The 22923-nt window shown below is 67.6% G+C and carries 25 protein-coding genes; 17 read left to right on the top strand and 8 right to left on the bottom strand.

What is annotated here, in order from left to right; translation table 11 throughout:
- Genes ERC79_RS20245 through ERC79_RS20190 form a run of 12 tightly spaced genes read left to right on the top strand, consistent with a single transcriptional unit; the run spans window position 1 to window position 9970 of the window.
- Window positions 1-369, top strand: coding sequence for a hypothetical protein (locus ERC79_RS20245; protein ID WP_131580165.1), 369 nt, complete (start codon window positions 1-3; stop codon window positions 367-369).
- Window positions 366-1577, top strand: a complete 1212-nt coding sequence (locus tag ERC79_RS20240; protein ID WP_131580164.1) for an aldehyde dehydrogenase family protein — start codon at window positions 366-368, stop codon at window positions 1575-1577. Before ERC79_RS20245 ends, ERC79_RS20240 begins: the two co-directional genes overlap by 4 nt.
- Window positions 1574-2074 (top strand): hypothetical protein, encoded by a 501-nt coding sequence (locus ERC79_RS20235; RefSeq protein WP_131580163.1) that lies wholly within the window; start codon window positions 1574-1576, stop codon window positions 2072-2074. The genes ERC79_RS20240 and ERC79_RS20235 overlap by 4 nt, the downstream gene beginning before the upstream one ends.
- Window positions 2064-3371 carry an AMP-binding protein gene (locus ERC79_RS20230; RefSeq protein ID WP_165497182.1) on the top strand — a complete coding sequence of 436 codons (1308 nt, stop codon included), beginning with the start codon at window positions 2064-2066 and terminating at the stop codon, window positions 3369-3371. The genes ERC79_RS20235 and ERC79_RS20230 overlap by 11 nt, the downstream gene beginning before the upstream one ends.
- Window positions 3353-4369 (top strand): beta-ketoacyl synthase N-terminal-like domain-containing protein, encoded by a 1017-nt coding sequence (locus ERC79_RS20225; RefSeq protein ID WP_131580161.1) that lies wholly within the window; start codon window positions 3353-3355, stop codon window positions 4367-4369. Before ERC79_RS20230 ends, ERC79_RS20225 begins: the two co-directional genes overlap by 19 nt.
- Before the next feature lie 28 nt (window positions 4370-4397).
- Window positions 4398-4673 carry a phosphopantetheine-binding protein gene (locus ERC79_RS20220; RefSeq protein WP_131580160.1) on the top strand — a complete coding sequence of 92 codons (276 nt, stop codon included), beginning with the start codon at window positions 4398-4400 and terminating at the stop codon, window positions 4671-4673.
- A 1-nt stretch (window position 4674) separates the two neighbouring features.
- Complete coding sequence (locus ERC79_RS20215) at window positions 4675-5289, top strand: hypothetical protein (RefSeq protein ID WP_131580159.1); 615 nt, start codon at window positions 4675-4677, stop codon at window positions 5287-5289.
- 20 nt (window positions 5290-5309) lie between these two features.
- The gene (locus ERC79_RS20210; protein ID WP_131580158.1) at window positions 5310-5906 is read left to right on the top strand and encodes a GNAT family protein; all 597 of its coding nucleotides are present in this window, start codon (window positions 5310-5312) and stop codon (window positions 5904-5906) included.
- Window positions 5903-6346 carry a MaoC/PaaZ C-terminal domain-containing protein gene (locus ERC79_RS20205; protein WP_131580157.1) on the top strand — a complete coding sequence of 148 codons (444 nt, stop codon included), beginning with the start codon at window positions 5903-5905 and terminating at the stop codon, window positions 6344-6346. The genes ERC79_RS20210 and ERC79_RS20205 overlap by 4 nt, the downstream gene beginning before the upstream one ends.
- Window positions 6343-7965: a thiamine pyrophosphate-binding protein gene (locus tag ERC79_RS20200; RefSeq protein WP_131580156.1), complete on the top strand. Its 1623-nt coding sequence runs from the start codon at window positions 6343-6345 to the stop codon at window positions 7963-7965. The genes ERC79_RS20205 and ERC79_RS20200 overlap by 4 nt, the downstream gene beginning before the upstream one ends.
- Window positions 7966-7994: 29 nt before the next feature.
- The gene (locus ERC79_RS20195) at window positions 7995-9281 is read left to right on the top strand and encodes a histidine kinase (RefSeq protein WP_131580155.1); all 1287 of its coding nucleotides are present in this window, start codon (window positions 7995-7997) and stop codon (window positions 9279-9281) included.
- Window positions 9278-9970 (top strand): response regulator transcription factor, encoded by a 693-nt coding sequence (locus ERC79_RS20190; RefSeq protein ID WP_242676657.1) that lies wholly within the window; start codon window positions 9278-9280, stop codon window positions 9968-9970. Before ERC79_RS20195 ends, ERC79_RS20190 begins: the two co-directional genes overlap by 4 nt.
- A 120-nt stretch (window positions 9971-10090) precedes the next feature.
- Here ERC79_RS20190 and rdgB read toward each other — a convergent pair whose 3' ends face one another.
- The 8 genes from rdgB to clpS all read right to left on the bottom strand — a co-directional run bounded on the left by rdgB (window position 10091) and on the right by clpS (window position 16146).
- Entirely contained in the window at window positions 10091-10738 is a 648-nt protein-coding gene (rdgB, locus tag ERC79_RS20185; protein WP_131580154.1) for an RdgB/HAM1 family non-canonical purine NTP pyrophosphatase, read from the bottom strand.
- Window positions 10735-11523, bottom strand: a complete 789-nt coding sequence (gene rph, locus ERC79_RS20180) for a ribonuclease PH (RefSeq protein ID WP_131580153.1) — start codon at window positions 11521-11523, stop codon at window positions 10735-10737. Before rph ends, rdgB begins: the two co-directional genes overlap by 4 nt.
- A 153-nt stretch (window positions 11524-11676) precedes the next feature.
- Window positions 11677-12531: a maleylpyruvate isomerase family mycothiol-dependent enzyme gene (locus tag ERC79_RS20175; RefSeq protein ID WP_131580152.1), complete on the bottom strand. Its 855-nt coding sequence runs from the start codon at window positions 12529-12531 to the stop codon at window positions 11677-11679.
- 122 nt (window positions 12532-12653) lie between these two features.
- Window positions 12654-13412, bottom strand: coding sequence for a cyclic nucleotide-degrading phosphodiesterase (locus tag ERC79_RS20170; RefSeq protein WP_131580151.1), 759 nt, complete (start codon window positions 13410-13412; stop codon window positions 12654-12656).
- 64 nt (window positions 13413-13476) lie between these two features.
- Entirely contained in the window at window positions 13477-14043 is a 567-nt protein-coding gene (locus tag ERC79_RS20165) for a rhomboid family intramembrane serine protease (protein WP_131581378.1), read from the bottom strand.
- Between the two features lie 65 nt (window positions 14044-14108).
- A complete protein-coding gene (locus ERC79_RS20160; protein WP_131580150.1) occupies window positions 14109-15185 on the bottom strand; it encodes a P1 family peptidase in 1077 nt (358 codons plus the stop codon).
- Window positions 15182-15757, bottom strand: coding sequence for a DUF2017 domain-containing protein (locus ERC79_RS20155; RefSeq protein ID WP_131580149.1), 576 nt, complete (start codon window positions 15755-15757; stop codon window positions 15182-15184). Before ERC79_RS20155 ends, ERC79_RS20160 begins: the two co-directional genes overlap by 4 nt.
- A gap of 35 nt (window positions 15758-15792) precedes the next feature.
- Complete coding sequence (clpS, locus tag ERC79_RS20150; RefSeq protein ID WP_131580148.1) at window positions 15793-16146, bottom strand: ATP-dependent Clp protease adapter ClpS; 354 nt, start codon at window positions 16144-16146, stop codon at window positions 15793-15795.
- Window positions 16147-16291: 145 nt separating this feature from the next.
- Between clpS and ERC79_RS20145 the strand changes: the two genes are divergently transcribed.
- The 5 genes from ERC79_RS20145 to ERC79_RS20125 are packed head-to-tail and all read left to right on the top strand — an operon-like array spanning window position 16292 to window position 22908.
- On the top strand, window positions 16292-17650 hold the full coding sequence (locus ERC79_RS20145; protein ID WP_131581376.1) for a nicotinate phosphoribosyltransferase: 1359 nt from the start codon (window positions 16292-16294) through the stop codon (window positions 17648-17650).
- On the top strand, window positions 17632-18207 hold the full coding sequence (locus ERC79_RS20140) for an isochorismatase family protein (protein WP_131580147.1): 576 nt from the start codon (window positions 17632-17634) through the stop codon (window positions 18205-18207). Before ERC79_RS20145 ends, ERC79_RS20140 begins: the two co-directional genes overlap by 19 nt.
- A gap of 25 nt (window positions 18208-18232) precedes the next feature.
- Window positions 18233-20284, top strand: a complete 2052-nt coding sequence (locus ERC79_RS20135) for an ATP-dependent DNA helicase (RefSeq protein ID WP_131580146.1) — start codon at window positions 18233-18235, stop codon at window positions 20282-20284.
- A gap of 57 nt (window positions 20285-20341) precedes the next feature.
- Window positions 20342-21262 (top strand): ABC transporter ATP-binding protein, encoded by a 921-nt coding sequence (locus tag ERC79_RS20130; protein WP_131580145.1) that lies wholly within the window; start codon window positions 20342-20344, stop codon window positions 21260-21262.
- Complete coding sequence (locus tag ERC79_RS20125; protein ID WP_131580144.1) at window positions 21259-22908, top strand: anibiotic ABC transporter; 1650 nt, start codon at window positions 21259-21261, stop codon at window positions 22906-22908. Before ERC79_RS20130 ends, ERC79_RS20125 begins: the two co-directional genes overlap by 4 nt.
- Window positions 22909-22923: the final 15 nt, after the last annotated feature.

The raw sequence follows: 22923 nt of genomic DNA, 5'->3' as shown, positions 1-22923 counted from the left end.
GTGAATTCATTCTCCACACAGACGGACGAGGCGATGAGCGCCAACGTCAACGAGGTTCTCCTTTCAGAGCTCGGTGTCGCCTCGTTCTCGGAAACCTGCGGACAGATCGATTGGGCCTGCACGATCACCAACGCGAAGGCCGAAACGGATACCGTCGCGCGAATCGAATCGAATGTCACCGAATCACGTTGGGCTCCAGCGAGCTGCGGCGCGAACATCATCCTGGATCTCCTTCGACGCAACGACGCGACCTCCTCGATCTCGGTCGTCAAGTACGTCAATGACTCCGGCACCGTCCTGCAAACCTCCGACAAGATCACGTCCAGGTTCGGGGACTGCCAGCTTCCGCAACGGGAGGGGGGACGATGACCGCGACAATCCTGGATACCTCCGCCGAGGAAGCACTGCGTCGCGGGCACGCCATTGCCACGGCCATCGAGGATCACGCCGACGAGATCCGCGAAATCCTCGGCGGTATCGCCAGCGATGCCAGTATCCGCGCCGAGATCGCCGACGCCGCAGGGCTTCTTCGCACCGCCGACATCGAAGCCGAGCGCTACCTCGCCACCGGCACAGACACACGTGTCCGCGTATATCTGCCGTCGAACAACGCACTGTACAGCCTCGCGCTGTTCGTCCTGCTCCCCTCGCTGTTCCTCGATGACGTCATGGCACGCCCGTCCACACGCAGCAAGACGCAGTACCGACAGCTCATGGACGTCCTCGGCAGCCATGTCCGCTCGTCGGCCCGGCTGGTCGACAGGACGCAGCGCGAGTTCGCGGACCTCTCCGCCGGGTGCGTTGTCGTCTTCAACGGACGTCCTGACAACGGTCGGAAGCTCGCCCGAGAGATCGGACAATGCCACTTCCTCGGATTCGGTGCCGGACCGAATCCAGTGTTCATCGGCCCCGAACTGACCGAGGACGACATCGCAGCATCCGCCAGCACGGTCGCGAGCGTCCGTATGTACAACAACGGCGAAGACTGCCTGTGTCCCGACCTCATCTTCGTCCATACCGCGGTACGGAAGCGATTCCGCGATGCGCTGGTCGCAGCGATCGAAGCCATCCCCGCGACCGCAGACAGGCATGCCGCAGGTCTCGTCAACGGGCCTCTGTCGTCGGAGGGCGCACGCTCCCAGGTCGACCGCCAAATCCACTCCGCACCGGGGCAACTCGTCTGGCGGGGAACCGGCGCCGACCATCCCGCTCAATGCCCCGCCGCGATCTTCGAAGGCCAGATCGCGGATTTAGGGGGAACACTCCCTGAGTACTTCGGCCCGGTATTCAACGTGGTGGAGTATCAGCATTTCCAGCAGGCCGAGACCTACCTGCTGAGCCCCGGACGGCTGCGGGACGGCATGTACGTCTGGGGGTACGGCGAACCCCGGCTCATCGGGCGCGAGCGCGTCGGAACCGCACGTCACATCGGTGCAACCACCCCTTTCGATGCCGAATCCGGCCACGAGCCGTTCGGCGGCTGGGGGCCCGACGCCTCGTGGTCGATGCGGGCGGCAGGTACGCCTGTCGGACGTCCGCTCCTCCTCTCCGACGAACTCGCCCGGAGGCCACGATGACGACAGCAACCAGTCGCCGGAAGCCCCCGCCCGTTCCCCGACAGGTCGGTGAGGTCGTGTCGACTCAGATCACCGATCTCGATCTGCTCAACTGGCATTCGGCCGTCGGGAAACCGATCGCAAGCTACATCGACGGTCTGAGCGTCGGTAGCGAAAAACTCGAAGCTGCACTGGTTCTCGTTGCACCAGACCTGATCGACTGGGCCGCCGACGAGTACGCCCGTGTCGAACGATCCGAACGGGCGGCGCTGCCCACCGAGGTGCTCAACGCGGACGGTTGCCGGGCATTCGGTAGGGCGACGCGACTCGGGTGGCACGGTCCAGGGCTGGTCACCGCCAGTTCGCAGTCCACGGCGATCGAGGTTCTCCGAGCCGTGGCCAATGCAGTGGGAGCCCGATACGGCATTCTCGTCAGCGTCTGGCTTTCCGAATCCGATCGGGACACGCCGGGAGTTCCAGCCACCGTCACAGTCACGAGCGTCGACTATGACGAATAGTCGCGAACTCGCCTCCGTTCTGGCTGCGGAAACCTGCCGGCGTCCGGTCGCCATGGTCGCTCCATCGCAAGTTGACGACCTACTGGTGGCCATTCGCGCAGCGGGTGAGGCCGGAGTGCCCATCGTTCTCGGCACGCCCGAACAGCGATCGGCGACGTTCGGGAACGCTGTCGGCTCCACGGGTCTCCCCATCGTCGAACTACCGGTGGATTCGGACGGTGTCAGAGTCCTCGCAGCGACGTCTGGGACCACCGGCCGTGCACGCTTCGTCGCGTGGACTGACGAAGTGCTCGACCATCAAGCGAAGGCGACCACTACCCGGATCTGCACGGGCCCGAGCACCCGCTACGGGCTCGCGCTCGGTGTGACCAGTTCCTACGGATTCTCGGTCGTGAACATCGCAGCTCGTATCGGCGGAACGGTCACCGCGTTCTCCCCCACCGACCACAACGGTCTCATCGAGGCGATCTGCTCCGGAAGCATCGACACCCTCGATACCGTGCCAGGCGTCTGGCGGTACCTCGCAGCTGCGTGCTCACTACATTCGGACCTCCTCGATGCCATGACGCGCTTGCAGGTTCGCGGTGTCGGCGGTGAAGTCGTACCCCACTCGCTTCTGAACTTCTACGCAGAAGCTGGGGCTCCACTGCACAACGGATACGGGCTCACCGAGGCGGGCCCGAATGTCGCCATCTCGTACGGAGCGGCATACGGCGTCCACACGGTAGGAACTCCCCTGCCCGGCACCGGCGTTCGCGTCACACACGATGGTGCGGTGCTCGTCTCCGGCCCGAGCCTGGCGCGTCGAATACTCGACACCGTCACCGGCCAGTACGTCGACAACCCTGCTGTGGACGCCGACGGATGGCTCGATACCGGCGACGTCGGCGCCGTCGACGAATCAGGCCGGCTCACCATCCTGGGGCGCAGCGATGGCCTGCTCGTCGGTCACGGCAAGAAGCTGCACTCCTCGATCCTGGAAGAGACCTTCCGCGATCTGGCCTCTGACAGCGCCGATCTCGTAGCCCTGCAACTGGATCCACATCGCATCGGCCGACCACGAGTCGTCATCGCGGTCATCGACGATCCCGCGACAGCACCGATGCGGCTCGGCACCGAGTTCACCGCACGAGCCCGACAATTCCCGCCCGAGTTCAGAGTCCGCGAGATCGTGCAGGTCGGGCGAGACGAAGTGCGCACCACCGCGTCCGGCAAGCTCGACCGGCACGACCTGTCGGCCCTGGTGACCATGTACCTCGAGGACAACGGAGGATCGCGATGCGTGCGCACGTTCTAGCGTGGGAAGGCCGCTATTCGGACCATCACGCGGCCGCGGATTCCTGGATCGATCCCTATCCCGACTCGCCTCGTGTCCGTGCGGCGGCACCCGGCGACGACCGAACGCAACTCCTCGGTCAGTGCGTTGACGCCGTGATCGCGCGAGCCGGGCTCGCGGGATCACTCGCGGTGGTCACAGCCTCCCAAGCACCAGCCCGATCGCGGCCATCGAATGCCGACGAGTACGGCGTCCCTGCAGGACGTCTCCATCCAGCGCTGGCCGATCGCGATGAGATCCTCATCAGCCACGCGTGTGCCTCCGGCGGCCTCGCCCTCGCCGTCGGAGCGAGCCTGGTCGACTGTGGCGCCGTCGAACAAGCTCTCGTCGTCGCTGCCATGCGGCCGAGGTTCATCGAAGCTGCGGCATTCCGAAGCTCCGGCGCACTGTCGAACCAGCCCTACTGCCGACCGTTCGACCACGAAGCCGACGGCACCGCACTCGGAGGGTTCACCGGAGCCGTGCTCTTGGGCGCCGCGGACACCGGGCCACAGATCGCCGGAATCGGGATCCGCACGCTCGGCAGCGGTGCCCAATCCGACCGTGCCAGCCAGCACGCCTGCATGACCGATGCCATCGACATGGCCGGTGTGGCACCGCAGTTCGTCGCCGCCCACGCCACCGGCACCATCCACGGCGACCGAGTCGAACTCGATGCCGTCTCCGACATCGGTCGTGACATCGGCGCGCGATTACCGGTCTCGTCCTGCAAGGGCTCGATCGGCCATGCCGTCCACGCTGCAGGCCTGGCGACAGCCCTCTACGCGCTCGAAGCGATGGCCACGGACGCGCTTCCCGGCACCGCGCGCTGCACCCAACCGCTCGAAGCCGATCACGCCGAGGTCGTGCCTTCCCACCTCATGGTCGAGGGGCGGGGGCTGAACGTGGCCCTGGTCAACGCATTCGGGTTCGGAGGCAGTTCATGTTCGCTGGTCCTGCAGTGGGATCACGCTGCCTGACGAGATATTCGCGAGAAAGGAAACCACCATGTCCGACACCACAACCAGCACCAGCATCGATGTCGTCGAGTTCCTCGAGGCCGTCACCGAAGAGGTCGCGCGGATCAACGATCTGGATGTGGAAGACATCGAGGTGAGCCTCGAATCTTCCCTGGTCGAGGCCCTCGAGCTCGACTCCCTCGGCATTCTCGAACTGGTCCTCTGCCTGCAATCGCGGTACGACGCGACCATTGCGGAGGAGGACGTCAAAGGGTCGTCCACCGTCCAGGACTTCCTCGAACTCGTCGAACGCGGGCGGGCCTGACATGTCGATGAAGTCACTGTCCGCAGTACTCGATGCGGCAACCGCCGAAGGGGCCGTCAAAGTCCTCACCGGAAATCCTGGATCGCTCGTCACTTCGACCGGTCCACAATGGATCGCCGAAACCGAGGCACGCGCAGTCATCGCCGGATGTGCGGTCTCGTTCCTGATCGCCGGCGACGGGGAGGACCCGGTCGGCGTCGTCCTCGTGCGCCGCATGCAGACGCCCGGGCACCTGCGCCTCGACATCGTCAGTGGTGACGATTCGCGGATGACTGCCGAGAAGATCGGAGATTCGCTGCGCGAGGCCGTCGACTTCCTGACCGCCGCGTCGGAGGTCGCCCGGATCGACATGTGCTTCGGTGTGTACAACGAGCCGCTTCTGCAATACGCCGTCGACGCACCAGGATTCAGATTCGAAGGCGTCCTGCGCGATGCGTTCTTCGCTGCCGGGCAGTACTGGGAAGGCGTGATCGTTTCCATCACCGGCGCGGACATTGCCGCGGTGCGCAGTGCCGACGGCGCCGAGCCGGCCGCCCGCTACCGGGCCATCGCGTCTCGAGTTGCGGAGCGCATCACAGTGGACCTCGCGACCCACTGCGCCAGCGGGGCAAGATGATCCGGGGACTCTGGACAGAGTTGACCGTCGGAGTGGATCCCGACGTGTACGGACTGACCGGCGTGGACGACTTCCCCCACGCGCTGTTCGCCTCTGGGGCCCAACGGCTGTTCGCGGGCACATCGATCAACCCGCTCGATGCGTCCGCCACACAGCCAGGTACCCCGGACCACATCATCGGCGCCATCACTCGCATCAAGGACCCGTCACGGCGACTGGCTGGAATCTACGACCTGTCGTGGAGCTCTGGTTGGGGTACAGCTGGACGGTTCGGCCTGGGGGTCGTCCTCGCTGATGAACGTGACTGGGGGAACGGTCTCGGAATGGACGCGATGATCGCGCTGCTCCGTCATGCCTTCTACTCGCAGAACGCGCGGACCTTCGTCATGTCCGCCGGTGTCCACAACAAGAACACCGTGCAGATCCTCGCCACAGGCTCGATCAGGCCGGAAGCTCTGTGTGTCGATGCAATCGGCGATGACAGGGCGTTGTGCGAGCTCGTCCTCGGCGCCATGTCGTCCGGCGACTTCCGGATTGCAGGCTACCGCCCACCGGACGCGTCCGACTCACTGTGGCGATCAATCGCAGCGGCATCACTCGCCGAGGTGAGCGGATGACCCTTCGATCCGACACCGTCACTGTCACACAAGCTGTGATCGACGCCTTCGCTGAAATCACCGGGGACCGCCAGGACATCCATGTGCACCCTGACCGCGCGGCTGCCGGTAGCACGATCGCCCACGGCATGCTCGTCGCCTCTCTCATCCCGGCATTGGTGGCGGACTTGGTCGACGTGACGCCGCCCGTCCGCGATTTCCTCGCACAACACCCGAATCACGAGGTCATCAATCTCGGGCTCTCCCGATTGGCCTTTGCTTTTCCTGTTCCTGCCGACGGGCGCATCTACGCCGACGCCGCCGTGTCCGACCGGAACATCGACCACGGCGGCGACACCCTCGACGTCGGTGTGGACGTCACCGTCTGGGTGGAGGGTCCGCGCCCCCGCCTCGCTGCCAGCACACTGATGAAACTCCGCTACCGAGAGGCATCCCCTTGATCACCGTCTGGAGTCGAGCCGTCGAAGCTCTCGAGGCCATCGCACCGCGGTGCTTCTTCGGCGTCCCCGGCGACACCCCGGGGCTACTCGACTCAGCTCTCGCGGCCGGCGCTACGGCAGTCGGGTTTCGAGATCAGCGCGCTGCAGCATTCGCCGCAGCGGGCGCAGCGCGCTCGATGGACACTCCCTCGGTCCTATGCACACACTCGGGCCCGGACCTTCTCAACGCACTCGTCGGCATCTCCGAGGCCTACAGCGCCCGCATCCCGCTTCTCGTTGTCACCGCCGTCGGAACTGGCCACGAGATCGGGCGGGGGGCCTTCCAGTACTTTCCCGTCGAGACGCTGTCGGCGGGCCTGTTCCGCTGGACCCACCGAGTACTCAGCGAAACGGACCTCTACTGGGCCCTGCAACGCGGTGCCACGGCAGCCGTCGCGCTCGGTGGCCCCGTCCATGTCATCGTCCCCGCCGAACTCGGCGAAGCGGGAGCCGCGGTAGAGCCACCCGCCGCTGTTCCGGCACCCGCCCCGAGCGCACCAACCCCGGAGAGCGTTCGGGCTGCCGCAGATCTACTGAGGAGAGCCGCGCGGCCCGTATTGCTGCTCGGCGGAGGCTGTCGTTCAGTCGATCCGGTGCACGCGGTGGCCATTGCCGAGAGCGTCGACGCGATAGCCCTCGTCACCGCGTCCGGGCGCGGCACCTTCCCCGAGTCCCATCACCGCTTCGCGGGGCTCGTCGGGCTGTATCTGACGCCCGAGGCAACATCCGCGTTGGAGTCGGCCGATGCCATCCTCGTGATCGGCAGTCAGCTAGAGGAAACCGCGAGGATGGGATGGCACCCGAGTCCGAACTGCCGGATCATCCAGGTCGACACAGATCCCACGATCCCTGGCCGGGTATTGCCGGCCGAATCGATCATCTGCGACGCCGGGGTGTTCCTCGCTGCCGTACGAGTAGCAGTCGATCAACCGGCCAGCACACCAGCACGATGGTGGTCGGGCCTCACGCCGTGTACCCACCACAACGACGGACGGATCGATGCGCCGACCTTCTGGGCGGTCATGCGGGGCGTTCTGCCTGGATCGGAGATCGAAGTCCTGGCCCAGGAGAACGGGCTCGCGGATCTCTGGGGGTACCACGCGTCCACGTTCACACTGCCGGACGGGATGGCTTCGCTGACTCCAGGGGAACAGACAGCGCTCGGATTCGGAATCGGCTCCGGGCTGGGCGCAGCCCTGTGCGGCCGGCGGGTGGTTGCGATCGGCGGCGACGGCGCGTTCGGGATGAATCTCTCGCTCCTGCTCACCGCAGTCGAGCGCGATGCCGCCATCACCTTCGTCGTGCTCCGCGACGGGGGCTTCGGTTGGCCGTCGCTCTCGCGGCCTGTCGGCAACCAACTCGTCGACTTCAGTGTCACCGCCGGCGTCGACGCCTTGGCGAGTGCGGCCGATATCCCCAGCCTCGCCGTCGCCACGCCCGAGGAACTCGAGGCCGGCCTGCGGAAGCTGCTTCCCATCCGAGGGCCGTCCCTGCTGACCGTGTCGATCGAAGGCCGACTCGCGTTCCCGCCCGAGCCACCAGACCCAGTGGACCGCGTTACTGTGTATTCGGACGCCTGACCCAGTCCGGGCGTCTCGCACGGGGGGAGATGAACGGCGCGTTGTTTGCTGCGATGTACCGCTATTGGACGGCGACGCGTGATCCATCGGCGGTCATCGCAGCGCCACTCATCGCCGCGGCCGCGACGGCGGCGCTCGGCACTGCACAGATTGCGATCGGTAGCGACGAGATGCACGCGCTCGTCAATAGTCCCGCTCGTCTCGCGGCGGCACTCGTCGTCCTCCTCGCGATGGCGGCGGTCTCATCCCAGCGGATCACGTGGCCGAGAGCGGCGTTCGTCGGGGTTCTCGCTCTGATGCCCGTTCTGCTCATCCTCGTCGGTCGGGCCGATTTGGTGAGCAATCCGCTCTACTGGTTCGCGATCGTCACCCTCTCGATTCGAGTCGAGGGTAGCCGCCTCGTCGCGATGCTGATTCTCGGAATCTGCTGGGAGGTAGCCACGGTCACGATCGTCGGAGGCATCGACGGGGAGCATCGCGGCACACTGGGGATCGTCACGAATGCTGTCGTCACTTACACCGTGTTCGGGCTCATCGGTCGTCTCGTCGCCCACAGCCGCAGTCAGGCACTGTCGAGCAGCCAGGCACTCACCCGAGCAGAGCGAGAACTCACCCGCGCAGAACAGGAGTACGAACAGAAGCTTCAACGCTCCATCGAGTCGGAACGTCAGCTGATGGCGCGAGAACTGCACGATGTCGCCGCCTTCCACCTGACCGGCATGATCGTTCAAGCCAAAGCAGCCGACACCGTCTTCCACTCAGATCCGGCGCGCGCCCAATCCATGCTGGCAGAGGCGATCACGCAGGGGCAGCGGTCCCTGAGCAGCCTGCGTCAGATCGTCGGAATCCTGCGCTACGCCGAGGGTGAAGAACGTCGGCCCCTGCCGAACGTGCACGACATCGCCGAACTCGTCGACCAGTCACGGACCTCATTCGCGTCGATCGAGTACGACCTGCGTGCAGCCGACTACGAGATCGACGCGATCGACACCGGCGCCCAGCTGACGTGCTACCGCATCGTTCAGGAATCGTTGGCCAACGCCCTCCGGCACGCGCCGGGCTGCGATGTACGTGTGTCGCTCCGTATCGACCGCAACGCACTTCGGATTGTCGTCCACAACTCCCTGGACGAGAGCGACCAGCGGGCACACGGCTGCGGCTTCGGCATCGCCGGAATGAAGGAACGCGCAACATTGCTCGGCGGTTTCGCCACCGCGGGACCCGACGGGAACGGCTGGACGGTCCGCGCAGAGCTGCCGCTGACCGAAGGCGGCGAGATCCTGCCGCCCAACGAACGCACGGAGGAGACACTGTGACCCGTTCATCGAAGGCCGACGACGGTCGCAACACCATCACGGTCCTCATCGCCGACGACCAACCCGTTGTCCGCCAGGGCTTCGAATTGTTCCTCGCATCAGACGAGAGCATCGTCGTCGTGGCACACGCTGCCGACGGAGCGGCAGCGGTCGAACAGGCGCACAAGCATCGACCGGACGTCGTCCTCCTCGACATCCGCATGCCCCACCGGCACGGGCTCTGGGCCGCGCAGAAGATCCTCGCTTTCCCGGATCCCCCCAAGGTCATCGTCCTGACCACCTTCGATCACGACGAGTACGTGTTCACTGCGCTCGATATCGGCGCGTCCGGATTCCTCCTCAAGGACATCGACCCACCGGAACTGGTCTCCGCCGTCAAGACCGTAGCCCGCGGAGGCGCCGCCCTCTCACCACGGATCGCGCCCCGCCTCATCGCCGAGTTCGCCCGCCGTCGCCCCGGTGGGCCCGCCCCACAATCCCGACCGTGCCACGGCCTCAGTGCCCGCGAGGTCGAGGTCGTCGAGCTCCTCACCCAAGGCTTGAGCAACGAAGAAATCGCGGGAACTCTGCAACTCGAGCAGAGCACCGTCAAATCCCACGTCAGCAACATCAGCCGAAAGGTCGGCGTTCGAACCCGCGTGCAAGTGGTCGTCTGGGCCTACCGAAACGGCGTTGTCAGCACCGAGTAACACGATGAGTCAGCTGTTGGCCGCGAGCCTTCCGAGGTCACCTTCGTCGACACCCCATAGCTTGCTCCAACGCGGACGACACGGTCCCCCGCAACAGCGCCCACAGTGTCGACCCGCGGTTCAGGGAACGGGCCCGTCTTCCAACGTTGCCCGGAGCGCGAGCTTCGACAGCGCCGGCACCAGCTGCGCCAGCGCGCGGCCGCGGTGCGAGGCGGCGTCCTTCTCCTCAGCTGTGAGCTCGGCCGACGTCCGCTCTTCGCCCTCGGGCTCGAACACCGGGTCGTAGCCGAAGCCGTTGTCGCCGCGCGGCGCCCGGACGATCCGGCCGCGCCATTCGCCGCGCACGACCACCGGCGCGGAACCCGGAACCACGAGCGCACACGCCGAGACGAACGCGGCGCCGCGGCGCTCGTCCGGCACATCCGACAGCTGGGCCAACAGCAACGAGGTGTTGGCATCGTCGTCGCCGTGGCCGCCGCTCCAGCGCGCAGACAGCACGCCGGGCATCGCGTTCAGAGCGTCCACCTCGAGTCCGGAATCGTCGGCGACGCACGGCAGCCCGGTGGCTGCCGCGCCGTCGAGCGCCTTCACGAGTGCATTCTCCTCGAATGTCGAGCCGGTCTCGGGGGTCTCCGGGAACTCGTCGACCTCGTCGAGCCCGATCACCTCGAGACCGTCGATGCCCGCAGCGGCGAGCACCCGCCGCAGCTCACGCAGCTTCTTGGCGTTGCGGCTGGCGACAAGGATCTTGCCGGTCGACTCACTCAACTGCCGAACGCCTTCTTCTTGGGCTCCTGAGGCTTCGATTCCGGCAGCACTCCGGGGTACGGCTCGGCGAGCGCGGCGCGCTGGATCTCGAACAACTGCTCGCAGCCGGCGAGAGCCGAGTCGAGCATCTTGTCCAGCGTGGAGCGCGGGAACGTCGCGCCCTCGCCCGTGCCCTGGATCTCGACGAGGGTACCGGTATCGGTGGCGACGACGTTCATGTCGACCTCGGCCCGCGAGTCCTCCTCGTAGGGCAGGTCCAGACGGACGCGACCGCCCACGACACCGACGCTGACAGCGGCGATGGCACACGAGATGGGCTGCGGGTCCGCGAGGCGGCCGGCCGCGCGGAGGTAGGTGACCGCGTCCACGAGCGCGACGTAAGCGCCCGTGATCGCCGCGGTGCGGGTGCCACCGTCAGCCTGGAGAACGTCGCAGTCGATGGAGATGGTGTTCTCGCCGATCGCAGCGAGATCGATGCAGGCGCGCAGCGACCGGCCGACCAGGCGGCTGATCTCCTGGGTCCGGCCGCCGACCTTGCCCTTGACCGATTCGCGGCCGCTGCGGGTATGGGTGGCCGCGGGCAGCATCGCGTACTCGGCCGTGAGCCAGCCGAGGCCGGAGCCCTTACGCCAACGGGGCACGCCCTCCTCGACGCTCGCCGTGCACATCACCCGGGTGCTGCCGAACTCGACCAGCACCGAACCCGCGGGATGGCTGGTGAATCCCCGCGTGATCCGAACCTCGCGGAGCTGGTCGTCGGTCCTACCGTCTTCTCGTGTCGTCACGTTCCGAGAGCCTAGTCGCCGAGGCGGATGTCGAGACGCAGCGAAAGCAGACGGGACATGCCGCGTTGCTGTCGGGGTTCGCATCATGTGCCCGCGAGGGTCGCCGATGCGGAACATCGCGGCAGGTAGACCGTCATCTTCACCACCGAGTCGTCAAACGATGATGGACACGATCCGGCAGGCGGCTTCGGCGACTGCACGGTCACCCTCGATGCCGGCGCGGGCGAGGGCGGTGTCAGGCTGGATTCCGCGGGTGCACAGGCGCCAGGTCGTCTCTGCGTCCAGGTGGACGATGGCGGCCGGGTGACCAAGATCCGGCTCCGCCAAGGACCAGCGGTCCTCGGCGGCGGTGGCAGTCCAGGTGCCGCCGGCCGGGCCGTCGACACACATCCGCAACTGGGTGCCGACGGGTGCGGTGGTGTCACGCAGGGTGTGCGGCAGAGCGCGCATGAAGGTGTCCAGGACCACGGACATGGACTGCGGATCCGGGTCGGTGCCTTGGCCAGTGGCATGGCGGATCTGCTGGCGGTGGGTCCAGAACTCGGTGAGCTCCCGGGCGAGGTCCAACCACATCGGTGCCGGATCGACACCGGCCCAGGACACCCCCAGCGAAAGGGCGTCGAGGGAGGCGGACTCGAAGTACCGGACTACCTGCCCACCAACCAGGTCCAGCGTGTCGATGAGCGCGGCGGGGCTCACCCGGGAGAAGGCGACAACCCATTCCTCGTTGATGCGGTCGATGAACGCCTCCAGGGTCTCGCCCGGCGCGAACCCAGGTCCTACCTGGCCGTCGCGGTCCCGGGCCAGCCGTCCGTAGAAGTCGCCGAGGAGGTGTGCAGCAAGATCGCGCACGGTCCAGCCGGGTACCGCTTCCTTCCGCCAGTCGGCGGGTGCCAGGCCGCGCAGCGTGGCGATGAGCGCAGCCTGCTCGGGCGCGAAAAGTGGACGGGTGTCGATCGGGGGACCGAGCCACGGATGGCCCTGCACATCGCTGAACTGGTAGTTCATGACCAGATTCTGCCGAGCGGTCGCCCCGTTTGCCTATCGAATATCCGGCGTCGGCTGAAGGCGTCGCGTTTCGGTCGTCTTCGCTGTATGTCGACAGCGGACGGCTGGCTCCGGGCGCGAGATCATACGACGTAGACGTCTCCTGCAGACACCGCATGAACGGGTCCGGAGAACTCTGCCTTGGCCTCGGCTATGACGTCCTCGCGAGACGTCCACGGCGGAATGTGGGTGAGCAGAAGTTCGCCGACCCCGGCGCGAGCCGCAATCTGCCCTGCCTCCGTGCCGGACAGATGGATGCCCTCAGGCCGGTCCGCAGCGTGCGTCCACGACGCCTCCGACAGAAGAATGTCGGCGCCCCGCGCCAGCTCCACAACCGATTCGCACATCCCGGTGTCGCCGGTGTACACGAGGGTGCGGCCATTGGCGCTGGTGACGCGGAAGCCGTAGGACTCCGGCGGATGGTTCACCTGGCGAGCCTGCACGGTCAGCTCGCCGATCTCCACGACCTGACCGTCGGACCAGCCGCGCAGATCGATGGTGTCGGAGATGTCGTCGAGCTCGCCCCCACACTCCGCCGAGGCGACACCGATGCGGCACGCGCTGTCGGCCGGGCCGTAGACCAGAGCCCGGCCAGCGGGCCGGTTCGGGTGGTAGCGGCGCCACACCAGCAGTCCGGGCATGTCGAGGCAGTGATCGGCGTGCAGGTGCGACAGCAGGATGGTGGCCTCACCTGGGTCTGCGTATCGCTGGAGGGCACCGAGCACACCCGGGCCGAAATCCATGACCACCGGCGGGGTACCCGGAGCGGTCAGCAGATAGCCCGAAGCGGCAGAGTCGGGTCCGGAGACGCTGCCCGAACATCCCAGGACCGTAATGCGCATGCAAACCATGCTGCCACGATCACCCGGCCCACAAAAAGCTTCGGCGAGTTTCGGCGGCGTCAACTCACATCTGCGACCGGATTGTGACGGGTGGTACCGCACCGGAATCCTGTGACGGTCGCGTCAGCGCCCACGCGGCCACGACGCCTCCCAGGGCCCCGAAGAGGTGACCCTGCCACGAGATTCCCACCTGCCCGGGCAGCACACCCCACAGCAGTCCGCCGTAGACGAACAACACGACAATGCCCAACAGAATCTGGCCGACATGACGGGCGAAGATGCCCCGGACCAGTAGGAACGTGAGCCAGCCGAACACCAGGACAGAGGCTCCGAGATGCGCGCCGACCCCACCCGTGAGCCACGTCCCGACGCCGCCGATCACCCAGATGATCCCGGTGGCAGCCAGCCCGCGACCGATGCCCGAGAGCAGTACGAGGAAGCCGAGCACGAGTAACGGAACCGTGTTGGCCAGCAGATGGCCCCAGCCGAAATGCAGCACCGGGGCGAACAGAATCCCCCACAGCCCGTCGAGGGTCCGCGGCTCGATCCCCCAGGCGTCGAGTCGATTGCCGGCCACGGTGTCGACGGCCTCGAGCACGTACAGCACCGCGACGAACCCGCCGACGGTCATCGCGGCGCGCTGCCACTGCGGGCGCGGGCGTCGCAACGTGGGCTGCAGTTCGCCCCGGCCGGTACTCACTCGGCGGCCCCGAATGCGGACGGGAAGACATCCCGGTAGCTGGGGATCCCGGCGACCGAGGTGGCGGACAAGATCGCGTCGACGATCGCCCGCTCGACGCACTGCGCCGCCGCGGTGCACACGGCGTCGAGGATCGGTAGTTCGGCGGGGAAGGCAGCGGGAACGCCGTCGGGCGAGGTTGTCTCGTGTGTCCCGGTCGCGAGCGCGAAGATCGTGTCACCGTCGAGCGGCGAATGGGCCGGCCGGATGGCTCGGGCCAGTCCGTCGTGCCCGGCGACGGCGACTCTCCGGCACGACGCCTTCGACAGTCTCGCGTCCGTTGCAACGACACCGATCGTGGTGTTGAGGACGGTCAGCTTCTCCCCCAGCACATTCGCGGCTGCCAGTTCCTCCGGAGCAGGCAGCCGCATCCCCCGGCGCTGCGCGTCCGCGAGAGACATCCCCCACAACAGACCCGTCTCTGGGTCCCAGACCGAGCCGACGGGATTGGCGACCATGAGCGCGGCAACCGTGATTCCGTCAGCGGGTCCGCCCTCGATGACGATGCTGGCAGAACCGACACCGCCCTTGATCACGCCAGCCCTGGCCCCGGTACCGGCGCCCACGGATCCGTGGTCCACCGCGTCGGTGGCCACCGAGGCTGCGCGGTAACCGAACTCGGCGGTGGGCCGCACAGTCCATCCGCCGACCGGCAGGTCGAAGATCACGGCACCTGGCACGATCGGCACCACCTGGCCGGGCGCCCCCATTGCGATTCCGTGACCGCTCTCTTCGAGCCACCGCATGACACCATCCGCCGCCGCGAGGCCGTAAGCACTGCCACCGGTCAACAGCACCGCATGCACCTGCTGGACCGAATGACTCGGATCGAGCAGGTCGGTCTCGCGGGTGCCGGGTCCGCCGCCGCGCACGTCGACACCGGCCGTCGCGCCCGTCGGCGCCAGGACGACCGTGCATCCGGTCGCGGCACCGGTGCCGAGAGTCGCATCGTCATCGAGGGCTGTGTGGTGGCCGACGAGCACCCCGGCGATGTCGGAGAGCGAGTCGGTGGGCCCGGGGCGAGGCGGCCTCACGAGAGCAGCGCCTGCACGAGCGAGTCCTGCATCCACGTCAACCAGTGGTAGACGTCGAGGTGTGGTGCGCGCGGGTCGCCCTCCTCCAGCACTTCGGGGGTGTCCGCATCGATGCCGAGATTGGTGCCGATCGCCAGCCGGACGTCGTTGATCGCGGCCAGCCAGGCGTCGGCCTGCTCCGGGGTGAGGACGACCTTGCCGCCGGCCTCCGGCACGGTCCGCAGGACCACCGACCCCGCGGCCAGCTTGTGGTCGATGATCTCGGGCTCGTGCAGGCTGCGCAGCGCACTGTTGACGTTGTCCCGCTCGCCCTCCGCGTCAGGACTGTCCGGATCCCCGCGTTGGAAGTCCGGTAGCAACCGGGCCAGCACGGCGTCGGAAGGGGTCTCGCTGTTTCCCGTCCGCAGGCCTGTCAGGGCCGTGAGCTCGTCGGCGGGCGCCGAGGCGGCCCGGTCCTCGAGCAGACCGGACACCGACGTCACCAGCGATCGCAGGACCGCCGCCTCGTGGGCATCCATCTCCGAACGCAATTTCAGGCCGCCGAGTGAGTTTTTCCTGGTCCAAGTCCGCACGTCAGTTCCCGGGTTCCTTACGTCGAGGGGAGGGTCTAGCTGCTGTCACGCTGCATCGTGGCCCACAGTCCGGCCGCATGCAGCTTGCGCACGTCGTTCTCGACCTTGTCGCGGGATCCGCTGGAAACGACGGCCTTGCCTTCCTTGTGGACCTGCATCATCAGGTCCGTCGCCTTGGCTTTGCTGTAGCCGAACAGCTTCTGGAAGATGTACGTCACGTAGTGCATGAGGTTGACCGGATCGTCCCAGACGATAGTCACCCACGGCCGATCCTGCGCCTCGGTCATCTCCTCGATTTCCGCATCGGCGGGAGTGACCTGAGGCGCGGGGGCGGGCATCTTGCCGATCGGAATCGCGATCGGGAGAGTCGTTGTCGAGCGCGGCGCCATGGCTCCAGCGTACGGCGTGTGACTGGAACTCGACACCCGCATCCGCTCGCCGAATCGTACAGTTGGAACCGTGGTACACGTTCCCGCAGCGAGCGGCGGATTCCCGCTGAACACGGCGCTTCTCACCGATCAGTACGAGCTGACGATGCTCTCGGCTGCGCTCGCGGACGGCTCGGCGCACCGTCAGTGCAGTTTCGAGGTGTTCGCGCGCCGATTGCCCGATGGGCGCCGCTACGGCGTGGTGGGCGGTACGGGTCGGCTGCCGGACGCGCTGTCCCGGTTCCGATTCGGCGAGCCCGAACTCTCGATCGTGTCCCGATTCCTCGACTCGGCGACGGTGAACTGGCTGCGGGACTTCCGCTTCACCGGCGACATCGACGGCTACCGCGAGGGTGACCTCTACTTCCCCGGTTCGCCGATTCTCTCGGTGCGGGGCACGTTCGCCGAATGTGTCCTACTCGAGACGCTGGTGTTGTCGATCCTGAATCACGACAGCGCGATCGCGTCCGCCGCCGCGCGAATGGTGAGTGCGGCCGACGGCCGAGGGCTGATCGAGATGGGATCTCGCCGCACCCACGAGGAGTCCGCTGTCGCATGCGCCCGCGCCGCCTACCTGGCGGGCTTCGATGCGACGTCGAATCTCGAGGCAGTGCGCCGGTACGGGGTGCCTGGAGCCGGAACGAGCGCGCACGCGTTCACACTCCTGCACACCACCGTCGACGGCCCTGACGAGGCGGCCGCCTTCCGGGCCCAGGTCGCGGCCCTCGGCGTCGGCACCACCCTGCTGGTCGACACCTACGACATCACCCGTGGCGTCGAGAATGCAGTGGCCGCGGCCGGCCCCGAACTCGGCGGCGTACGCATCGACTCGGGTGATCTCGGTGTCCTGGCCCGGCAGGTGCGCAAGCAACTCGACGACCTCGGCGCCACCAGCACCAAAATCGTGGTGTCGGGCGACCTCGACGAGTACGCCATTGCCGCGCTGCGGGCCGAACCGGTCGACGCCTACGGGGTCGGCACGTCGCTGGTCACCGGGTCCGGCGCCCCCACTGCCGGGATGGTCTACAAGCTCGTCGAGGTCGATGGGCTGCCCGTCGAGAAGCGCAGCAGCCACAAGCAGTCCCGCGGCGGCACCAAGCGGGCGGTGCGGATGAGCCGGCCATCCGGCACCGTTGTCGAGGAGGTCCTGTTCCCTGCGAGTGCGGTGACACCGGACGCCGGGGATCTCGATGCCCGGGAACTATTGATCCCCATCGTCCGCGGCGGGGAGACGGTCGCGGGCCTGCCGACTCTCGAGGACGCCCGCAAGTTCCTCGCAGAGGCTCTGATCAGCCTGCCGTGGGAGGGGCTCAAGCTCTCGCACGGCGATCCGGCGGTGCCGACCAGGTTCGTCCCGGAGGCTGAGCCGACCAGGTTCGTCCCGGAGGCTGAGCCGACCAAAACAATCCCGGAGGCTGAGCCGACCAAGACGATCCGGGAGCAGTCGTGGTTCGCCGGGCACTGATCGTCACCGACGTGCAGAACGACTTCTGCGAAGGCGGTTCCCTCGCGGTGGCGGGCGGGGGCGAGGTGGCCGCCGCTGTCAACGACCTGCTGTCCGGTGCCGGCTACGCGGCAATCGTCGCGACCCGCGACCATCACATCGACCCCGGTGCACACTTTTCCGGCGAGCCCGATTTCGTCGGCACGTGGCCGCCGCACTGCCGCGCGGGCACACCGGGAGCGCAGTTCCACCCCGCCCTGGAACTGGGCGCAGTCGAGGAGGTGTTCTCCAAGGGCGAGTACAGCGCCGCGTACTCCGGTTTCGAGGGTGCGTCCCCCACCGGCGAATTCCTCGCCGACTGGGTGCGGCGCCATCGTATCGGCGCCGTCGACATCGTCGGGATCGCTATCGACTACTGCGTACGCGCCACCGCGCTCGACGCCGTCCGTGAGGGCTTCGACACGCGCGTACTGCTCGACTACACCGCTGGCGTCTCACCCGCGACCACTGACGCCGCGCTCACGGATCTGCGTCGGGCCGGTGTGAACCTGGTGGGACAGGTCGCCGACCGGACGTGACGGCAGCGGGCAGTACCCTGTTGCGGTGCCCGACCTACCCAACGTCCCGGATCTGCTGAAGCTCGCGGTCCGCTCGCTTGGCGGCAAGGAACGAACCAACCAGTTGACGATGGCGTCGGCCGTCGCGCATTCGATCGACACCGGCGAGCACCTTGCGGTGCAAGCGGGAACAGGCACCGGCAAGTCGCTTGCGTACCTGGTCCCGAGCGTCCGGCATGCCGTCGAATCGGGGCGCACGGTCGTCGTCTCCACCGCGACCATCGCGCTGCAGCGCCAGCTCGTGGACCGGGACATGCCACGGTTGGCCGACGCCCTTGCCCCTGCCCTGGGTAAGCGCCCGCAGTTCGCAATTCTCAAGGGCCGCAGTAACTACCTGTGCATGAACAAGATCCACACCGGGATGGCGCAGGACGATCCTCCCGAAGCGGAGCTGTTCGACGCGTTCGCGATCTCGCGTCTGGGCCGGGAGGTACAGCGGCTCACCAAATGGTCGTCCGACACCGACACCGGCGACCGGGACGACCTCGTTCCCGGCGTGAGCGATCAGGCGTGGCGGCAGGTCAGCGTCAGCGCCCGCGAGTGCCTCGGCAAGTCGAGGTGCCCAGTCGGTGAGGACTGCTTCGCCGAGCGCGCCCGCACCGAGGCGTCCCGGGTGGACGTCGTGGTCACCAACCACGCGATGCTCGCGATCGACGCGATCTCCGGGATCGCGGTGTTGCCCGAACACGACGTCGTCGTCATCGATGAGGCGCACGAGCTGGTCGACCGGGTCACGGGTGTCGCGACCGCGGAGCTGTCGGCGTCGGCGATCAGCGCCGCCGCCCGACGCTGCGTCAAGATCGTCGAGGAACAGGACCTCGATCGACTCGAGGGCGCGGCCGAGGGGTGGGCCGAACTACTCGAGGAACTGCAGGGCGGACGCTGGGACGCGCTGCCCGACGGTGTCGGCATGGCGCTGGCCGCGGTCCGCGACGCCGCCTGGAACGTCCGGACCGCGATCGGTCCGTCGAAGCCCGGTATGGCGGCCAGCGATCCCGAGGCTGCGGCCGCCCGCAACGCCGCGCTGTCCGCAATCGACGAGGTACACGACAATGCCGTGCGGGTGCTCACCGCGTTCGACGAACCGGATCCCGCGAAACGCCGTGACGTGGTGTGGCTTTCGGTCGAGGAGAACCGCGGCAATGTCCGGCGGGTGGTTCGGATGGCGCCGCTGTCGGTGGGCGGCCTGTTGCGCGCGAGCCTGTTCGCCGAGTCGACGGTGGTGCTCACGTCGGCCACGCTGACCGTCGGCGGCTCTTTCGACGGACTCGCGGTGAACTGGGGTCTGCCGCCGGAGTCCCCGTCCCGCAGCGACTCCGGGACCGCGACCGGCAAGGAGGCGCCGTCGGATGCCGGTGCGCTGCGCTGGAATTCGCTCGACGTCGGGTCGCCGTTCGACCACGCCAAGTCCGGCATCCTGTACGTCGCGCGGCACCTGCCGCCGCCCGGACGGGACGGCCTGTCGCCCGCATTCATGGACGAGATCGAGGAGTTGGTGACGGCGGCGGGCGGGCGCACACTGGGCCTGTTCTCCTCGATGCGGGCCGCGAAGGCCGCCGCCGAGGAGATGCGCGGACGCCTCGACGTGCCGATCCTGTGCCAGGGCGACGACGCGACCGGCACGCTGGTGAAGAAGTTCGCCGAGGACGAGCCGACGACGCTGTTCGGCACGCTGTCGCTGTGGCAGGGCGTCGACGTGCCCGGGCCGTCGCTGAGCCTGGTGATCCTCGACCGCATCCCGTTCCCGCGCCCCGACGACCCGCTGCTGGTGGCCCGACAGCAGGCGGTGGAGTCGCGCGGCGGCAACGGCTTCCTGTCCGTCGCAGCGAACCACGCCGCGCTGCTGCTCGCGCAGGGTGTGGGACGCCTGCTGCGCAGCACCGACGACAAGGGCGTGGTCGCGATCCTCGACTCACGTCTGGCCACGGCCCGGTACGGCGGCTACCTGCGCGCGTCGCTGCCCCCGTTCTGGGAGACCGCCGATCCGAAGGTGGTCCGGCAGGCACTGGCGCGGATCGCGGCGTCGCGGCCGTCCTGATTTCGGGCTGTCACCGAAACCCGGCCGGGCCCGTGCCGGCCGTCCTATGCTCGGGCGATGGATCCGGTGATTTCGGTTCGCGGACTGACCAAACGCTTCGGTGAGGTCCACGCCCTCGACGGCCTCGATCTCGAGGTCGGCCCCGGCGAGGTTCACGGTTTCCTCGGCCCCAACGGTTCCGGCAAGTCCACGACTATCCGGGTGCTGCTCGGGCTGCTGCGCGCGGACGGCGGCGACGTCTCCGTTCTCGGGGCCGATCCGTGGCGCGACGCCGTCAGCCTGCACCGGCACCTCACCTATGTGCCGGGCGATGTGAACCTGTGGCCCAATCTCACCGGCGGCGAGGCGATCGACCTGTTCGGCCGGTTGCGCGGCGGCCTCGACGACAAGCGCCGTGAGGAGTTGATGGAGCGCTTCGAACTCGATCCCACCCGCAAGGGCCGCACGTACTCGAAGGGCAACCGGCAGAAGGTTGCGCTGGTCGCGGCGCTGGCCGCCGACACCCAGTTGCTGATCCTGGACGAGCCGACGTCCGGGCTGGATCCACTGATGGAGGCGGTGTTCCAGCAGTGCATCGGCGAGGCGGCGCGGGAGGGGCGCACGATCCTGCTGTCGAGTCACATCCTTGCCGAGGTGGAATCGCTGTGTGAGGTGGTGACGATCATCCGCGCGGGCAGGACAGTACAGAGCGGAACACTCACCGAACTGCGGCACCTGACGCGCACGACGGTCACGGCCACCACCCGCCGCTCCCCCGACGGCCTCGCCGCGGTGCCGGGCGTGCACAACGTGAAGCCCTTCGACGACCAGGACAACGGCGTCACGTTCGACGTCGACTCCGAGTACCTCGACGAGGTCATGACGACGCTCGCCCGCCTCGGGGTCGTGACGATCACCGCGAATCCACCCACGCTCGAGGATCTGTTCCTGCGCGAGTACAGCGACGAGTTCGATTCGCTGGGCATCGAGCGGCGATGACGGCGCAGGCCCCGGTGATCGAGCGGACCACGCGGCCCGCCGACGCGTCGACGTCCGATCCGCTCTCGGGCACGTGGACTCTCACTCGTCTGGCACTACGGGTCGATCGGATCCGCCTGCCGGCGTGGGTGATCGCGGTCGGCGGTTCGACAGTGCTGTTGGCGTCTAGTTACCAGACCCTCTACCCCACGCCCCAAGCCCGGCAGGCCCGCGCCGCGCTCATCGAGTCGCCGGCCGCGACTGCGCTCGCAGGACCGGGATACTCGCTGTCGGACTACACACTCGGCGCGATGGTCGCCAACGAGATCGCGGGCATGACGATGATCGCTGTCGCGATCATGTCGGTTCTGCTCGTGACACTGCACCTGCGGACCGAGGAGGAGACCGGACGCGCCGAGATGCTGCGCTCGGGCATCGTCGGGCGGTTCGCGCCGATCACGTCGGGCCTCATCGTCGTGCTGCTGGCGAACCTGCTGATCGGGCTGATGCTGGGTGTCGGCCTGACAGCGGTGGGTCTGCCGGCGCTCGGGTCGTGGAATCTCGCGGCGTCGGTGTTCATGGTCGGCCTCGCGTTCGGCGCGACGTCCGCCCTCTTCTCCCAGGTCACCGAGCATGCTCGCACCGCAAGTGGATTCGGTCTGGCCGCGGTGGCGATCGCCTATCTGCTGCGTGCGATCGGCGACGTCCGAGCGAAGGAGGACGGCAGCATCTGGTCGTGGCTCTCACCCATCGGTTGGGGCCAGGCCACACGTGCCTACGTGGACGAGCGGTGGTGGCCGCTGCTGCTGGGTTCGGCCGCGGTGATCGTCGGTGTCGTGCTCGCGTACGCGGTGGTGGGCCGCCGTGATGTCGGGGCAGGTCTCGTCGCACCGCGCGGCGGTCGGCCCCGCGCGAGCGCCGCGCTCAGCGGGATCGCCGCGCTCACGCTGCGGATGCAGCGAAATCAGATCGCGGCGTGGGGCATCGGTATGGTCGCGCTGGCGCTCCCCATCGGCGCGCTGGGCCAGGAGGTGGCCGAATTCGTCAACCAGGACCCGCGCCTGGCCGGGCTGCTGCCGGGTGGCGAGAGTAACGCCGCTCAGGGCGCGTTCGCGCTGTACCTGGTGTTCCTGGCGATCATGGCGTGCATGTACGCGATGACCGCGATCCAATCGGCCCGCAACGAGGAGACATCCGGACGCGCCGAGGACGTGCTCGCGAGCCCGGTGTCGCGGTGGCGGTGGCTCGGGGCTCAGCTTGTGGTGATCTCGGTGGCAACATCGCTGATCGTGCTGGTTGCCGGGACCGCGATGGGAGTCACCGCGGCAGCCACGCTGCACGACGGCGCAGTCTTCGGTCGGCTGGTCGGCGCCGCCGCGAATCTGCTGCCCGCGACGCTGACGGTGATCGCGCTGACCGCTGCCACGTACGCGTGGTTCCCGCGGATATTGGCGGTGGTGTGGGTGTATCTAGGGTATGCGCTCGTGATCGGGATGTTTCTGGAGGTGCTCCCCGACTGGACCGGCTGGGCGTCCCCGTTCCACTTCACACCGAACTTCCCCGCCGATGAGTTCGACATCGTGCCGGTGATCGTGCTCCTCGTCGTCGCGGCCGCACTGTACGCACTCGCGCTAATCGGCTTCCGCCGCCGGGACATCCAGTCCTGACCCGCCCGGGATGTC

It is taken from the genome of Rhodococcus sp. ABRD24 (assembly GCF_004328705.1).
Taxonomy (GTDB): Bacteria; Actinomycetota; Actinomycetes; order Mycobacteriales; family Mycobacteriaceae; genus Prescottella.
Note: the sequence above shows the minus strand (reverse complement) of the source record. Positions and strands in the feature narration are given on the sequence as shown.

Excerpts from the sequence above, each read along its gene's own strand:
- ERC79_RS20165 (WP_131581378.1), bottom strand. The coding sequence starts at position 14,043 with ATGACCGTCGGCGGGTTCGTCGCGGTGCTGTACGTGCTCGAGGCCGTC.
- ERC79_RS20195 (WP_131580155.1), top strand. The coding sequence starts at position 7,995 with ATGAACGGCGCGTTGTTTGCTGCGATGTACCGCTATTGGACGGCGACG.
- ERC79_RS20240 (WP_131580164.1), top strand. The coding sequence starts at position 366 with ATGACCGCGACAATCCTGGATACCTCCGCCGAGGAAGCACTGCGTCGC.
- ERC79_RS20125 (WP_131580144.1), top strand. The coding sequence starts at position 21,259 with ATGACGGCGCAGGCCCCGGTGATCGAGCGGACCACGCGGCCCGCCGAC.
- ERC79_RS20230 (WP_165497182.1), top strand. The coding sequence starts at position 2,064 with ATGACGAATAGTCGCGAACTCGCCTCCGTTCTGGCTGCGGAAACCTGC.
- ERC79_RS20235 (WP_131580163.1), top strand. The coding sequence starts at position 1,574 with ATGACGACAGCAACCAGTCGCCGGAAGCCCCCGCCCGTTCCCCGACAG.
- clpS (WP_131580148.1), bottom strand. The coding sequence starts at position 16,146 with ATGGCGCCGCGCTCGACAACGACTCTCCCGATCGCGATTCCGATCGGC.
- ERC79_RS20145 (WP_131581376.1), top strand. The coding sequence starts at position 16,292 with ATGCTCTCGGCTGCGCTCGCGGACGGCTCGGCGCACCGTCAGTGCAGT.
- ERC79_RS20225 (WP_131580161.1), top strand. The coding sequence starts at position 3,353 with ATGCGTGCGCACGTTCTAGCGTGGGAAGGCCGCTATTCGGACCATCAC.
- ERC79_RS20130 (WP_131580145.1), top strand. The coding sequence starts at position 20,342 with ATGGATCCGGTGATTTCGGTTCGCGGACTGACCAAACGCTTCGGTGAG.
- ERC79_RS20170 (WP_131580151.1), bottom strand. The coding sequence starts at position 13,412 with ATGCGCATTACGGTCCTGGGATGTTCGGGCAGCGTCTCCGGACCCGAC.
- ERC79_RS20205 (WP_131580157.1), top strand. The coding sequence starts at position 5,903 with ATGACCCTTCGATCCGACACCGTCACTGTCACACAAGCTGTGATCGAC.
- ERC79_RS20215 (WP_131580159.1), top strand. The coding sequence starts at position 4,675 with ATGTCGATGAAGTCACTGTCCGCAGTACTCGATGCGGCAACCGCCGAA.
- ERC79_RS20175 (WP_131580152.1), bottom strand. The coding sequence starts at position 12,531 with ATGAACTACCAGTTCAGCGATGTGCAGGGCCATCCGTGGCTCGGTCCC.
- ERC79_RS20220 (WP_131580160.1), top strand. The coding sequence starts at position 4,398 with ATGTCCGACACCACAACCAGCACCAGCATCGATGTCGTCGAGTTCCTC.